The following is a 15,107-nucleotide window of genomic DNA, read 5'->3' on the forward strand; positions in this document are numbered from 1 at the left end:
TGGTCCTCGGATAGAAAAAATCGGCTATGGCCGCGTCCCGCTTCTTGCTTTTGAATTTCGCGCGCGCCCGGTCGGGGTGGCTATGACAAAATCCAGCGCTCGAACAGGGCCAGGTCGATATTGCCGCCGCACAGGGGCATGCCGACGCGCTTTCCAGCCAGCATCGCCTTTTCGCCCATCGCGGCTGCCAAAGGCGCGGCGCCTGCCCCCTCCGCCAGATTGTGCGTGTCCGTCCAATAGGCACGCACCGCCGTGGCAATGTCCGCGTCCGTCACGGTGACGATTCGCGCGACGCCCCGCCGGATAATATCCAGCGCATCGCGGTCGGGCGTGCGCACCGCCAGACCATCCGCCTTGGTGTCGGCCGATGACAGTGTGACGACCGTACCCTCCTGCACCGAACGGGCATAGGCGGGCGCGGCGGCACTTTGCACACCGACGATCTCCGTCTTCAGACCAAGGAGGTCACGCGCCATCACGGCGCCGCAAATGCCGGAACCGAGACCGATGGGAACGTAGAGCGTGTCAAGATCGCCCGCCGCGCGAAACAGTTCCAGTGCCCAGGTCGCGACGCCCAGGACGAGATCGCGGCCGAAGGAGGGCGCGAACCATAAATCCTTCGCCTCTGCAAGTTCCATGGCGTGCGACCGTGCCGCGTCGAAATCCTCGCCATGTTCCAAAAGGGTCGCGCCGAGCGCCCGCATGGCGGCGTTCTTTTCGCTGCTATTGCCGTGCGGCACGACGATGGTGACCGGGATGCCGAACCTTTTTCCCGCAAAGGCGAGCGACTGGCCATGATTGCCGCGCGTTGCGGAGATCATTCCGCGCGGTGCCAGTTTTTCCTTTGCCAGCCGTTCGGCGTAGATCAGACCGCCCCGCACCTTGAAGGCGCCGGTTGGCGTGTGGTTTTCGTGCTTGGTCCAGACTTCGGTATCCAGACGCTGACACAGCAGTGGCCAGCAATATTGCGGCGTCGGCGGAAAAACCGCGTGGATCCGCCGCTGTGCATCCTCAAGCTCGGCAAGAGTGAACATGCCGATGGGCCGCACCTACTCGCTTGTTTCGGCGGACAGGATCTTTACTGGTTCCGCCAGCATCTGGCCTCGCATTGCGCCCTCGCCCTCATTGGGGTCGGTGGGGGCGTCGAGCAGGGCGCGGACCATGTCCATCCCCTCTTCCACATGACCGAAGGCGGCAAAGCCGGGTTGGCCGTCGCCGGCGTCCAGACTGATCAGATCGCCCACAATGATAAAGAAATCGCCGTCTGCCGTGCCCGGCTCTCCCATCGCCATGGAGACCGTGCCGTCCGTGTGGCTCAGCCCGGTCTGGCTGGTCGGCTCATGCGTGATCGGCGGCAGTATCATCTCGGGATTGCCGCGCGTTCCGCCCTGCACCAGGCCATATCCGCGGCCCAGATTGCTGGCGCGGTAAAGCGTCATGCCGTTAAAGCGCCCCTCCCGCACATAGCGCAGGAAATTCTTTGCCGTGATAGGCGCGCGCTCCACCTCCACCGCGATGACCAGGGGGCCGTTTTCGGTTTCCAGCGTCACGCGCTCCGTCTGGAAGGCGGGTTCCGGCGCGGGATCGGCGGCGTCTTCGCCCGTCGATTCGCTTGGCGGGGCGGCACCGTCCGGCAGGGTCGTGGGCGGTGCGGTTTCGACAGGGTCGACGGCGGCGGGATCGGTGGGGACCGTTTCGGCCGGCGGTGCCTCCTGCGGGCTGGCAGCTGAGGGGGCAGGCGCAGCCGTGTCATCTTCGACAGGCTGGGCCAGGGCGGGGGCGGCGATGAGAGCCGCGAGCGCAAAAAGACGAATCATGGTGTGGACCATAGCCTTTTCTGCCTGAACACACCATGTGCGGGCGGCATGTACGGTGGCCCGTGCCGCCTTTTCGGCGTTCGCTCGTTCATGCGCGGGCAATTCAATTCCGGTTCAACCGGCGTCCGCTATATCGCTATCCAGATTTCAACAGGAGGACCGATGTCCATCATTCGCAACTGTCTTGCTGCGCTGACCGCGCTGATGCTGGCCGTCCCCGCTGCCGCCACGCTGCCGGAACTGACACGGCATTTGGAAGAGACGCGTACGATGACGGCGAATTTCACACAGGTCGCCGCCAGCGGCGCGACCACGAAGGGCCGTGTCTATCTGGCGCGTCCGGGTAAAATTCGCTTTCAGTATGAAAAGGGTATCCCGCTGCTTGTGGTGGCCGACGGCAAGAGCGTGAACGTCATCGATTATGAGGTGAAGCAGGTTCAGCGCTATCCGATCAGATCGACGCCGCTGAGCGTTCTGTTGGACCCGGAGGCGGATCTGGCGAAGTTCGCCCGCGTGAAATCCTCGACCGCCAATGCGCTGGTCGTCGAGGCGCGTGACCGCGAACATCCGGAATATGGCGTCATCACCATCTATTTCGAGCGGGATAGCGCAGCGCCCGCCGATCTGGCTCTGTCAGGTTGGAACGTGATCGACGCACAGGGCAATACCACGCGGGTCGCGCTGTCCGATGTGGAGTTCAATGGCGGCGTTCCAAAGAACGCCTTCCGCTTTAACGACCCGCGTCCTCAGACCCGGCGTTGAGACCGCCGCCGGGTCTCTTGTTTCGCAGCCGTTACTGAAGGGGGGCGAAGTGCGTCCTTTTTGGGGCAGGTCGAGGAAGCACCGGATTGTCGGCCGATGACGCCCCCCCTATCTTCGGCGCATCGGGTCCAGCGAGGGCGCTTCGGGATTTTGCCCCCTGTTGCCCGGGGTGTTTGAACCGGATCCGTTTGCGTGACGAGCGCAAGAACGACCCTCGCTCCGTTCTTCGGAAAGGAGTGGGGGTCAATTCTTTTGCGGGCGCCGCGTCGCCGCGTTAGCAGCAGCGGCATGAGCCTTACCAAACTTGTCAGCTGGAATATAAACAGCGTCCGGATTCGCCTGCCCCTCATCGAGCAACTGGTCACGGCGGAACAGCCCGACATCATCTGCCTGCAGGAAACAAAGGTGCGGGATTCGCAATTCCCGCACGAGGCGTTCCACGCGCTGGGCTACACTACGCGCATCCTTCATGGACAGCCGATGCACCACGGCGTTGCGATTCTGTCGCGTGTGCCGCTGGTCGAGGACCGCCGCTATGACTGGCAGGATAATGGCGAGGCGCGCCATATCGGTGTTCGGCTGCCGAACGGCATATTGCTGGAAAATGTCTATATCCCCGCAGGGGGCGACATTCCGGACCGTGACGAGAACCCCAAATTCGGTCAGAAGCTGGATTTCTATGAACGCATGACCCGCTGGTCGGAGGGGCTGCGCGAACCGACGATCATGATGGGGGACTTCAACATCGCACCGCTGGAATCCGACGTGTGGAGCCACAAGCAATTGTTGAAAGTGGTCAGCCATACGCCCGTCGAGGTGGAAACCATGCAGCGCCTGCGCGATGCCCACGACTGGCAGGATATCGGCCGCCATTTCGTGCCCGCGCCAGAGCGGCTTTATACCTGGTGGAGCTATCGATCGAAGGACTGGACGGTCGGCGATCGCGGTCGGCGGCTGGACCACGTCTGGACGTCGCCGGAAATCCTGCCCAATATCCGGTCTCACCGTGTGCTGGAGGCGGCGCGCAGCTGGGACCGGCCCAGCGATCATATCCCCCTGATCACCGAGATCGAGTTGTGAACGCAGACGCATGACCATCGCCGCCGAACGCGCCATTGATGAACTCCGCCGGGGTCGCGCGGTCATCGTTGCGGGGGCAGAGGCGCTTGCGATCCTGCCGATCGAGCTGACCGACGCGCAGCGCCTTGCCCTGTTTGAGGGTGAGGTCGTTGCGGAAATCCTGATCACCGACAAGCGCGCGGCACAGCTGGCGCTTGCCAATCAATTGGCGGCGGCGGGCATGCGCGCGGTTCGGATCGCGCGCCCGGAATGGATCGACGCGGCCTCTGCCATGGCGCTGGCCGATCCGACGCTGGATTTATCGACCCCGTTGAAGGGGCCGTTCCAGACCCGGCCCGTCGATGATACCGACACGGCGCTGGCCGCGCTGCAGGCGGCAAAGCTGGCCGGTCTGCTGCCGGCGCTGCATGTTCGTGCAGCGGCGGAGGGTGACGATTTTCTGCAGGTTTCCATTGCCGACATCATGGCCCACCGGGCGCCAGACAGCCTGCGAGAGGTTACGCGCGCGCGACTGCCGCTAAAGGCCGATCCGAACACGCGCGTGGTGGCCTTTCGCAGCCCCGGCGGACCAGAGCATCTCGCCCTGCTGGTGGGAAGGGGCGCGGACGGTGCCGAGACCTCACGCGAAAAGGCCCCGCTGACGCGATTGCACAGCGCCTGCCTGACCGGCGACGTTCTGGGCAGTCTGAAGTGCGATTGCGGCGATCAGCTGGTCGCTGCGCTGGACGCCATTGCGGCGGATGGCGGTGGCATCCTGCTTTATCTGCAGCAGGAGGGGCGCGGCATTGGCCTGCTGAACAAATTGCGCGCCTATCGCCTGCAGGATCAGGGTTTCGACACGGTCGATGCGAATCTGCGCCTGGGATTCGAGGTGGACGAGCGCGATTTTGGCATTGCCGCCGCCATGTTGCGCGGCGTCGGTGCCACCCGCATCCGGCTGCTGACCAACAACCCGTCAAAGGTGGACGGGTTGGAACAAGCGGGCATCACCGTCGAAGCGCGCGTGCCGCTGATCGCCGGCCATGGCGCGCTGAACGCGGACTATCTGGCGACGAAGCGGGACAGGACAGGGCACCAATTCTAGCGGCGACCGGAGCTGCTTGCAGGTCTGCTGCTGCGTCAGTCGGCGGCTCCGCCGGCCAGATGCGCCACCAGGTCGGGCAGGTGGGAAAAGCCCTCTCCGCGCATGCCGGAGGGGACGGCATCGCGGGCGGCCTTTGGTGTCAGCGCGCGGGTGAAACCCAGCTTGTGTGCTTCCTTCAGCCGTAATTGCAGATGCGCGGCGGGCCGCAATTCTCCGGAAAGGGATAATTCGCCCAGCGCGACGGTATCCAGCGGCACGGCATTTTCGGTCAGCGCGCTGACCAGCGCCGCCGCCACCGCGACGTCCGCCGCAGGGTCCGATACGCGAAGGCCGCCCGCGATATTCAGGTAAACTTCGGCATTGGCAAAGCTCATGCCGCAGCGGGCCTCGAGTACCGCAAGGATCATCGCCAGTCGCCCGGAATCCCAGCCTACAACGGCGCGGCGCGGCGTCGCGCCAGAGGCGAGCCGGACGACCAGCGCCTGTATCTCGACCATGACGGGCCGCGTCCCCTCCAGCGCCGGAAACACGACGCTACCCGCCACCGGCCGTTCGCGTTGCGTCAGGAACAGGCTGGAGGGGTTTGAGACTTCCGTCAGTCCGGCGGCTTCCATGGCGAAGACGCCGATTTCATCGGTGCCGCCAAAGCGGTTCTTCACCGCGCGCAGGATACGATATTGATGGGAACGCTCGCCTTCGAAATAGAGCACGGTGTCGACCATATGTTCTAGGACGCGCGGGCCGGCGATGCTGCCATCCTTTGTCACGTGACCCACCAGGACCAGCGCGGTGCCGGTCTGCTTGGCGAAGCGGATCAGTTCCTGCGCGGCAGCGCGCACCTGGCTGACCGTGCCGGGCGCGCCCTCCAATATGTCGGAATGCATGGTCTGAATCGAATCGATCACCAGAAGCGCGGGCGGCGTGCCGTCGGTCAGCGTCGTCAATATATCCCGCACCGATGTGGCGCTGGCCAGCTCGACGGGCGCATCGCCCAGCCCGAGCCGCCGCGCGCGCAGGCGAACCTGGTCCGCCGCCTCCTCACCGGAAATATAGACGATCCGATGACCCCGTGTCGCCAGGCGGCCCGCCACCTGCAGTAGCAGGGTCGATTTGCCGATGCCCGGATCGCCGCCGATCAGGATCGCCGATCCGGGCACGATACCGCCGCCCAGCGTGCGATCCATTTCTGCAATGCCCGTACTCGTGCGCGGGGGCAGCGGCGTATCCGCATCCAGCGTTTCCAACGCGATGCGCGTCCCGCCCCGTTGCAGTGAATGTTTTGCGCTGAAGGGCGTAACCACCGCGCCTGCATCCTCGATCAGGGAATTCCATTCCGCGCAGTCGGGACACTGCCCCTGCCATTTCGTCTGGACGGCGCCACATGCCTGGCAGCTATATCGTTTCTGGGGCTTTGCCATGCTTAGCGCGATAGCAGAACAATAAGGGAACGGGAAGGGCCGGTGGGCGGTGGTTCGCCTGCGTGCCTCAGCCGACCCACTCGGCGCCCATGCTCCCTGCCTATGCGGCCCGCGAAAAGGCGGGTAAACTTCCTGAATGGCCGCTTCCTCCGAAATTCTCACGACCATCGCGCCAGCCATATCGCTGCTGGGCTTGGGCATCGGCGCGGCGCTGGCGTCCAAGGTTCTCCGGCTTAGCCCCATTGTCGGTTATATCGTGCTTGGCCTGGCCTTGGGCGCATTCGGCTATGCCGACCGGTTCGAGGGGCCAGTCGTCGAGGCGCTGGCAGAGGCGGGGGTCATGTTCCTGCTGTTCAATCTGGGACTGCATTTCAGCCTGACGCGCATTCGCGAGGAGGCGGGCAATATATTCGGGTTCGGCGCCCTGCAGATGACGGTCGCCAGCGCCGGGTTCGGTGTGGCTGCATGGCTGCTCGGTCAATCGGTAACGGCCTCCATCATCATCGGCGCGGCGCTGGGCCTGTCATCGACCGCCGTGGTCATCGGCCTGATCCAGCAGCGCGGGCAGGCCGATTGTCCGGTGGGGCGCGCGGCGCAGTCGATCCTGATTTTTCAGGATATTGCCGCCATTGCCCTGCTGATCGCCGCGACCGCCCTGGCGGCGGGTTCCGGCTCTCTTGCCGGTGATCTGGGATGGGCGGCGCTGAAGGCTGTGGCCGCCTTTGGGGTTGCCGTCATCTTCTCCCGCTATCTGACGGCGCCGCTGTTCCGGCTGATCGCCAATGCCCGGTCGAACGAGGTATTCACCGCAACGGCGCTGTTTCTCGCGCTGGCGGCAGGCTGGGCGACAGGGGCCATCGGCCTGTCGCTGACGCTAGGCGCGTTTCTGGGCGGGGTGGCCATCGCGGAGTCGCGCTACCGCGTTCTCGTTCAGGCCGAGATAGAGGCATTTCGCGGTCTCTTCCTGGGCTTCTTCTTCATGACGGTTGGCTTGTCGCTGAACCCGGCATTGCTGGCAGAGCGCGGGCCGCAGGTGCTGGGCATTGCCGCCGCCTTGATCGCCATGAAATGCGCCCTGAACGTCGCCGCGGCGCTGGCCAATCGCTGGTCGGTGCCGGGATCGGTTCAACTGGGCTTCCTGCTGGGACAGGGATCGGAATTCGCTCTGGTGGTCTTCTCGCTGCCTGCTGTCGCCGTGCTGATCGGGACGGATGTCGTCGCCATGCTGGTCGCCGCCATCGCCATCAGCCTGGCCGCGACGCCTGCAATTTCGGATGTTGGGCGGACATTGGCCGGCAGGCTGCGGCGAGGACCGCCCGACAGCAAGATTGCGGGCGACGATGCCCCCGTCATCATCGTCGGCATGGGGCCTAAGGGCCGCGCGCTCGCAGATGCGCTGGCACAGCGGGACGTGGGGCATGTGGGGCTGGAATTCGATAACCGTCTGTTCGAAACGGCGGTTGCGGATGGCTATGACGTGCACTTCGCCAGTCCGGCGGACCCGCGCAGCTGGCAGCCGCTGTCGATGGGCGATCGGCAGGTTATCGTGCTGACACGGTTGGATTACGAGGCGGCGCGCGACCTGCACCCCATTGTTGAGGAATATTTGCCCGGCCTGACCCGCATTGCCGCCATGGTGGATGGCGAGGATGGTGCCCGGTATGGTGCCGTCGGGATGCAGGCCGTCGATGCACATGGGGAAGAGGGCGACCACCGCCTCCTCGTTCATGTATTGCGATCGCTGGGGATGGAAGATGAGGTGCCGCCGCAGGAAACTGCGGGCGTTGCTATCGCGGCCTAGCTAGAGCCGGTTGCCCTGGCCGTCGATCAGCACTTCGCGGCGACCGACATGGTCGGCGGCACTGACGATGCCCATTTCCTCCATCTGGTCGATCAGGCGCGCTGCCTTGTTATAGCCGATGCGCAGGTGTCGTTGCACATGGCTGGTGGATGCCTTCTGTGTATCCTGCACCACCTTGATCGCCTGCCGCAGCAGCGCCGCGTCGGGGTCGTCGTCCTCGCCGCCCATCAGGTCGGGCGTGGGCAGCGGTATGCCATATTGGTCCAGCTGCGGCGGCGGCTCCTCCGTCACGGCGTCGACATAGTCGGGCGACCCTTGCGTGCGCCAATGATCGGCGACGCGCTCCACCTCCTCGTCGGATACGAACGGGCCGTGCACGCGGGTCAGGAATTTGCCACCGTTCATGAACAGCATGTCGCCCTTGCCCAGCAGCTGTTCGGCGCCCTGTTCACCCAGGATCGTGCGGCTGTCGATCTTTGATGTAACGGAAAAGCTGATACGGGTGGGCAGATTGGCCTTGATAACGCCGGTGATGACGTCGACGGAGGGGCGCTGTGTCGCCATGATCAGGTGGATGCCTGCCGCGCGCGCCTTCTGCGCCAGCCGCTGGATCAGGAATTCGACCTCTTTGCCCGCCGTCATCATCAGGTCGGCCAATTCGTCGACGATAACGACGATCAGCGGCAGGGGATCATATTCCAGCGCCTCCGTCTCATAGATGGGCTGGCCGGAATCGGGATCATAGCCGGTGTGCACGCGGCGTTCGAACGGCTTTCCGGACGCCTTGGCCTCTGTCACCTTGTCGTTGAAGGCCGCCAGCGACCGCACATTGACGCTGGCCATCATGCGATAGCGTTCCTCCATCTGTTCCACCGCCCATTTCAGGGCGCGGACGGCCTTCGATGGCTCCGTAACGACGGGGGACAGAAGGTGGGGGATGCCGTCATAGACGCTCAGCTCCAGCATCTTTGGATCGATCATGATCATGCGGCACTTGTCCGGCTCCAGCCGGTACAGCAGCGACAGGATCATGGCGTTCAGACCGACGGACTTGCCCGATCCGGTCGTGCCCGCGATCAGCAAATGGGGCATGGGGGCAAGGTCGGTCACGACGGGCAGGCCGGCAATGTCCTTGCCCAGGACAAGCGGCAGGGCGCCCTTCGCCCGGTCGAACGTCGCGTCGGACAGCAGTTCCGACAGCACCACCGTCTCCCGGTCGCGATTCGGCAATTCGATACCGATGACGTTGCGACCCGGGACCACGGCGACACGGGCCGACACGGCAGACATCGAGCGGGCAATGTCGTCCGCCAGACCGATGACGCGGCTGGATTTGATGCCGGGGGCGGGTTCCAGCTCATACATGGTCACGACCGGGCCGGGCCTTACCTCGACGATTTCGCCCTTAACGCCGAAATCATCGAGCACGGTTTCCAGAAGGCGCGCATTCTGTTCCAGCGCCGCCTCGTCGATCCTGGTGCCCTTGGCCGGCGGAGCGGCGGCAAGCAGCGACAGCGGCGGCAGTTGTGCACGGTCGCCGAGGGCGAGGCCGGACTGACGTTCTCGCGCGGCGCGCTTCGACGGTTTTGTCGGCGTCTCGGCCATCTTGACCGGACGCTTCGGCGTGGCGGGAGCGGGCCGGTCTGGTACGTCCGCGTCGGGTTCTGCGCTCATCTCCGGCTCGGCGGTGCGGCGCGGCTTTGCCATGCGCTGATCCGCCTCAACATCATCGGCGCGCGAAAGACGGGCGGCGATCCAGCCGCGCGGCAAGGCAAGCCCCTTCATCGTCAGGAACAGCACCACAACGCCCAGGATCGCCGCCAGCGCATAATTGGTGGCAGTGGCCGAAATCTCAGGCGGCAGAACGTCACCAATCGCACCGGTGGCAAGCGCGCCCAATTGTCCAACCAGACCGCCCGGACCCGCAGGCGGTCCCAGCAGCGGGAGCATACCCAGCGCCAGCGCGCCGAGCAGGATCGCCAGAAAGGTCAGTGTGGTACGCCAGCCCGGATTCGGCTGCTGCCTTCCCATTGCCAGCCGCAAACCGGCAGTGATGGTCAGCGGGATCATCAGCGCGGCGGCATAGCCGAACAATTGCAGCACCATGTCGGAATAAAGCGCGCCGCCGCTACCCATCCAGTTTTCCGGCGCTGCGATTGTCGCACGGTTCAGTGATGGGTCGGCGGGCGAATAGCTGATCAGGGACAGGATCATGGCGACGCCGAGGAGGGCGAGCAGGATGCCGAGCAGCTGCCGGACTGCGCGGGCGGCTGCGACCTTCACGGCGACAGGGATCAGGCCCGTCGGCGCCGCCTGTTTCTTTGCCATTGCCCGTGTCATGCGGTCGCATTTCGCAGAACGGGGAGGCTGCGCCAAGAACGAATAGGGAATCCGCAGATAAAAAAGCGGCCGGCGCTCTTTTTGAGCCACCGGCCGAAGTCATATCGGATTCCTTGGGGAGGATCGATCCGAGCGAGCAAGAGAGCGGGACCCCCCGCCTTCTCAAGCCGATACTATACAAACCATGTGCCAGTTTTAGCATCTAAAGTATTATCAGTTACTTAAGGAGCACGCGCCTCTCCGAAGTAATCATGTCATGCCTAACTCGTAGGCAAACAGAGGTCGCTGCCTCAGGTTTTTGCATTCTTTGGCGCGCTGCGAAGGCGACCTGCGGCAAGCTGCGGCTTTCACGCCCGGCCCGGTCCGCATAAGGAGGGAGCATGGAAACCCACAGCGATGCCATCATAATCGGCGGCGGTCTCGTCGGAATGGTCACGGCCCTTGCGCTGTCGGCCTTCGGGGTACGCACCACGGTCATAGATGCTGCCGATCTGGAACAGACGGTCAGCCAGGACTTCGACGGTAGGGCGACCGCGATCGCCAGTGCATCCTGGCGCATGTTTGGCGCTCTCGGTCTGGCGGACCGGCTGCAGGGCCTCGACTGTCCCATCAACGAAATTCGCGTGACCGAGGGGCTGCGGCCGCAGCATCTGCACTTCGACGGACGCGCGGGCGGCCAGGACGGCGGCGAAGCGGAAGGCGAGCCGCTGGGCCACATGGTGGAAAACCGTCATCTGCGCCGCGCGCTGATCGATGGCGGGCGTCAGGACGCATTGATTGATGTGCGCGCACCCGCCAAGGTTGCGCGGATAGAACGCGGCGAACATGGCGTGTGTGTCACCCTGGCTGACGGCGACACAATCCGCGCGCCCCTGATCATCGGTGCGGACGGGCGCCGGTCGAAACTGCGCGAGGATGCCGGTATTCGTGTTGCGCGGTGGCAGTACCGGCAAACGGCGATCGTCGGCATGATCGACCATGAGCTGCCGCATAATCATGTGGCATTTGAACTATTCTATCCGTCCGGCCCGTTCGCGATTCTGCCGATGCTTGATGGTGAGGGCCAGGATCTGCCGCACCGTTCGGCCATCGTCTGGACCGTCGAAGGCAAGCATGCGTCCGCTTATCTGGACCTGCCGCCGCGTGCCCTGCTGGCGGAAATGGATAAGCGCATAGGCGGCTTTCTCGGAGAGTTGCGGCTGGCGGCGGAGCCGTCATCCTACCCGCTGGGGTTTCACCATGCCGCATCCTATACGGCGCACCGGCTGGCCCTGGTGGGCGACGCCGCACATGGTATTCATCCAATTGCGGGACAGGGCCTCAACATGGGCCTGCGCGATGCAGCGGCGATTGGCGAAGTTTTGGGCGAGGCAAAGCGCCTCGGCCTCGATCTGGGCGAAGAGGAAGTCATTTCCCGCTATTCGCGCTGGCGCGGCCTCGACAATCTGGCGGTCGCGGCAAGTACCGACATATTGAACCGCCTTTTCGGTCTCGCCCCGCGACCAATGCAGCGTCTGCGCGCCATCGGGCTGGGGACCGTTGAACGCGTCGCGCCGTTAAAGTCATTCTTCATGACCGAAGCACGGGGCGCCTCTGGCGACCTGCCGCAATTATTGCGCGGCGACCGTCCGTGAAAGGGACGGGCGATTGCAGGCAGGCATTTTAACCGAGCGCTTCTAGCCGAGGGCTTTTTTCAGGGCCTCTTGCAACTGGTCTTCATCTACCGGCTTTTGCAATACGCCGACATTGGCGAAACGCTTCGTCAGGTCGCTTCCCTCGCCATAGCCGGTCGAAAACAGAAACGGCACCTTTCGCTCGGTCAAGGCTTCCGCCACCGGCTCGCTGGTACCGGACCCCAAATTCACGTCCAGCATGGCAAAGCGAAGTTGATGTTTTTCCAAGGACTTCAATGCCTCTTCGACGGTTGCGGCGATGTGGACACGCTCCGCCCCCATCCGCTCAAGGGCGTTCTCGACGTCCATTGCGATGATCATATTGTCTTCCAGCAACAGAACGTCGCCAGACAAGGGCGGATGCATATCTTCCTCCTGCGGCGCGGGGGCCGGTTTGGCAGCAATGCGCGTCATGCCGTCGATCTGATCGCCGGGGATGACGAAACGGGCGCGCAGGCCCGACACGTCATAGCGGATGTCTGCCTCCCCCTTCAACTCGAAGGGGACGGAACGTTCTATGATCGTCGTTCCGAAACCGCGCCGGGTCGGTGCAGTGACGGGCGGACCGCCGCGTTCCTGCCAGTTCACGATCAACGCCTCTTCCTCGTCGCGGGACAGAGTTATTTCCACCGAGCCCCTACTGTCGGCCAAGCCGCCATATTTGGCGCTGTTGGTCAGAAGTTCGTGGATCACGAGCGACATGGTGGTGAACGCCTGCGGCTTCAGCAGGACATCGGGACCGGAAATGCGCACCCGGTCGGCCTTTTCGGACAAATAGGCCGCCGCTTCGGTACGGATCAGTTCCGACAGGCTGGCGGGTGCCCATTGTTTCTTTGTGATCAGGTCATGGGCGCGGGCCAGAGCGTGGACCCGGCCGCCGATCTTTGCGGTGAAACCCTCGACATTGTCGCCCTCTGAACGTGACTGGGATATCAGGCCGCGAATCAGCGTCAGTATGTTGCGAACCCGGTGGTTCAACTCAGCGATCAGCAATTCCTGCCGCTCAGACGCCTGCTTCGCCTCTCCCGCCGCGCGGTCGGTCATCTTCAGGACAACCTCCAGCAGGGTAATCCGCAGCCATTCGGAGGCGCGGATCTGCTGCGGCGTCCACGGACGGGAACGCCCGCGCACTTCCTGTTTCCATTCGGTGAAGGAATTGCGCGGCCGCAGCTGGCCACCGCCTTCACCCGCTTCCACCGGCTTGTCGGGGTTGCCGCTCCAGGTGACAGTGTGGGCATATTCCTTGCGGAAACAGACGATATGGTCGCGCGGCTTGCGCGAAACCGGTATGGCCAGCAGCCCGGCAACGTCCGCTTCAATCGAGGCGGCGGCCGGATAGACCTCCTGCAGCCGGTCGGTCGTATAGATCTTGCTGGCGGCGGCGGTATTCAGAAAGCGGGCCAGCGGCTCGAATTCCTCGCGCGAGGGGACGGTGCCGCGCGTCTGGTACTCGCCATCGATCCACGCCGCCATGCCGTCGCATTCGCTGACGTCGCACAGGGCCTCTGCGATGGTGTCGAAATTATCCTGCAGCGTTTCGCCGCCTGCCAGCTGCGCCATCAGCCGGTCGTGCAGGTCGCGGGCCACGCTGTCATGGTCGCGCTGAGACGCAGCTTCCCTTTCCCCCAGAACGAAGGCGAACAGCTGCCCGAACAGCTCCGCCGCGCTTCTCACGTCATAGTTCAGGACGCGGGGCGACTCATGGTGACAGGCGAAGAGGCCCCACAATTTCCCTTCCCGAATGATCGAGACGGACATGGATGCGCCAACGCCCATGTTGCGCAGATATTCCAGATGGATCGGGCTGACCGCACGCGTCGCCGACATTGTCAGGTCGAGGGCTTTGCCGTCCGGCCCCTGCTGCGGCAGGATCGGCACTGGCGTCGCATCGACATCGCTGATGATCCGCAGGGTGCTGCGCAGGTACATGCGGCGCGCCTGCTTCGGAATGTCGGTGGAGGGGAAAGCAAGCCCGAAGAAACGCTCCATATGCGCTTCTCCCGCCTCTGCAATGACGGTGCCGTGGCCTTCGCCATCGTCCGACAGGCGATAGACCATGACACGGTCGAATCCGGTCAACAGCTTCATCTGCCGTGCTGCTCGGTCGGTCAGCTCCTGTACCGTCGTCGCGCGCGACAGCCGATCCACCATCGCGCGGACGCTGGCGGCATATTCGCCCGGCGCGCCGCCACCGTGGCGTTCAGCCTCCAGGATGAAGTCGCCGCCCGCGACATGCAGCGCGAAGTCGAACAGTTCCCCGCCCTCGACGATGGGAAGGCCGAACAGGCGTTCCACCGCATCCGGATCGATCAGCATGCGCATGCGTCGGCGCAACGCCTCGTTCAGGGGCTTGCCGAGCAGCTGGTCCAGCGGCGTGCCGATCAGCTCCTCTGCAGCAACACCGTAGACCTCCGCGACATTGGCGCTGGCGCGGGTAACGATCCAGTCTGTGGTGAAGGCGATCAGTGTTCCGAAAGGCTGGACATGCCCCAGAAACTGTATTTCCTCCCGCTCGCAGTTCGTCAGGTCGACGGGTGCGCCGCGGCTCGGCATATCCATTGGTACAAAACCCTAAACAATATGGGCGGCTGCCTGAGCGGCGGCCGCGAAGGTCACGAACGTCGCGCGGGCCCCGGCAAGACAGGCTGGCCTGTCCGCCACGCGAAGCTGATCCAGCGCGTTCAAGACTTTTTGGCCATGAAGATCAAGCGATTGCGCCTTAATGTAGGTTAAGGATTCATTCGTTTCCGGCGTACCGTTTCGGGCGACATGTTTGCGAATCAGTCGATTGCCCATGCGCGAACCCGCCAGAACATAAACTGGCCCGACAGGATCGCTCGCGGCAACGGGATCAAGCCGTATGGCTGGGCGAGCGTGGCCCAAGGCGGCCAGGTCGGCCAGTATCATTTCGCTCGCGGGCGGTAACGACGGCAAGTCCTTCGGCCAGTCCATGCCACCTAGCGCCGCCTCCACCGCCTCGATGGCCAACAGATGCGCAGTCAGAAAGCCCGCCAGTCCGTTCGCGGTCGTCACATCGAAGGGGGCAAAGACCGCTTCCGTATTGTCGTGATCGGCGCGGGTGCCTGCGCGCAGATAGGCGCGGAGAGACTCCGGGTTCTGTGCGAAGGCCAT

Annotated in this window: 11 protein-coding genes; 5 read left to right on the forward strand and 6 right to left on the reverse strand. The window is 64.1% G+C overall.

The genetic code is table 11. The features are described from left to right. Positions 1-80: 80 nt before the first annotated feature. Together ACSMXM_RS14195 and ACSMXM_RS14200 are read right to left on the reverse strand one after the other, a co-directional pair. On the reverse strand, positions 81-1,034 hold the full coding sequence (locus ACSMXM_RS14195; protein ID WP_460317019.1) for a threonine dehydratase: 954 nt from the start codon (positions 1,032-1,034) through the stop codon (positions 81-83). Positions 1,035-1,049: 15 nt separating this feature from the next. After that, positions 1,050-1,817, reverse strand: a complete 768-nt coding sequence (locus tag ACSMXM_RS14200; RefSeq protein WP_460317022.1) for a peptidylprolyl isomerase — start codon at positions 1,815-1,817, stop codon at positions 1,050-1,052. A gap of 162 nt (positions 1,818-1,979) precedes the next feature. On the opposite strand from ACSMXM_RS14200, the gene ACSMXM_RS14205 reads away from it, so the two are divergent. The 3 genes from ACSMXM_RS14205 (at position 1,980) to ribA (ending at position 4,743) form a co-directional block, all read left to right on the forward strand. Then, positions 1,980-2,579: a LolA family protein gene (locus tag ACSMXM_RS14205; RefSeq protein ID WP_460317023.1), complete on the forward strand. Its 600-nt coding sequence runs from the start codon at positions 1,980-1,982 to the stop codon at positions 2,577-2,579. A 288-nt stretch (positions 2,580-2,867) separates the two neighbouring features. Further along, positions 2,868-3,659, forward strand: a complete 792-nt coding sequence (locus ACSMXM_RS14210) for an exodeoxyribonuclease III (protein ID WP_460317024.1) — start codon at positions 2,868-2,870, stop codon at positions 3,657-3,659. Positions 3,660-3,669: 10 nt separating this feature from the next. Further along, positions 3,670-4,743, forward strand: a complete 1,074-nt coding sequence (ribA, locus tag ACSMXM_RS14215) for a GTP cyclohydrolase II (protein ID WP_460317025.1) — start codon at positions 3,670-3,672, stop codon at positions 4,741-4,743. Between the two features lie 35 nt (positions 4,744-4,778). Here ribA and radA read toward each other — a convergent pair whose 3' ends face one another. Further along, positions 4,779-6,161 (reverse strand): DNA repair protein RadA, encoded by a 1,383-nt coding sequence (radA, locus tag ACSMXM_RS14220; protein ID WP_460317028.1) that lies wholly within the window; start codon positions 6,159-6,161, stop codon positions 4,779-4,781. Between the two features lie 136 nt (positions 6,162-6,297). On the opposite strand from radA, the gene ACSMXM_RS14225 reads away from it, so the two are divergent. After that, positions 6,298-7,962 (forward strand): cation:proton antiporter domain-containing protein, encoded by a 1,665-nt coding sequence (locus ACSMXM_RS14225; protein ID WP_460317029.1) that lies wholly within the window; start codon positions 6,298-6,300, stop codon positions 7,960-7,962. Here ACSMXM_RS14225 and ACSMXM_RS14230 read toward each other — a convergent pair whose 3' ends face one another. Further along, entirely contained in the window at positions 7,963-10,290 is a 2,328-nt protein-coding gene (locus tag ACSMXM_RS14230) for an FtsK/SpoIIIE family DNA translocase (protein WP_460317030.1), read from the reverse strand. A 392-nt stretch (positions 10,291-10,682) separates the two neighbouring features. On the opposite strand from ACSMXM_RS14230, the gene ACSMXM_RS14235 reads away from it, so the two are divergent. After that, on the forward strand, positions 10,683-11,936 hold the full coding sequence (locus ACSMXM_RS14235) for a UbiH/UbiF/VisC/COQ6 family ubiquinone biosynthesis hydroxylase (protein ID WP_460317031.1): 1,254 nt from the start codon (positions 10,683-10,685) through the stop codon (positions 11,934-11,936). 42 nt (positions 11,937-11,978) lie between these two features. On the opposite strand, the gene ACSMXM_RS14240 is transcribed toward ACSMXM_RS14235, so the two are convergent. Next, positions 11,979-14,534, reverse strand: a complete 2,556-nt coding sequence (locus ACSMXM_RS14240; RefSeq protein WP_460317032.1) for an HWE histidine kinase domain-containing protein — start codon at positions 14,532-14,534, stop codon at positions 11,979-11,981. A 12-nt stretch (positions 14,535-14,546) separates the two neighbouring features. Then, complete coding sequence (locus tag ACSMXM_RS14245) at positions 14,547-15,107, reverse strand: biliverdin-producing heme oxygenase (protein WP_460317035.1); 561 nt, start codon at positions 15,105-15,107, stop codon at positions 14,547-14,549.

The organism is Pacificimonas sp. ICDLI1SI03 (assembly GCF_054740865.1).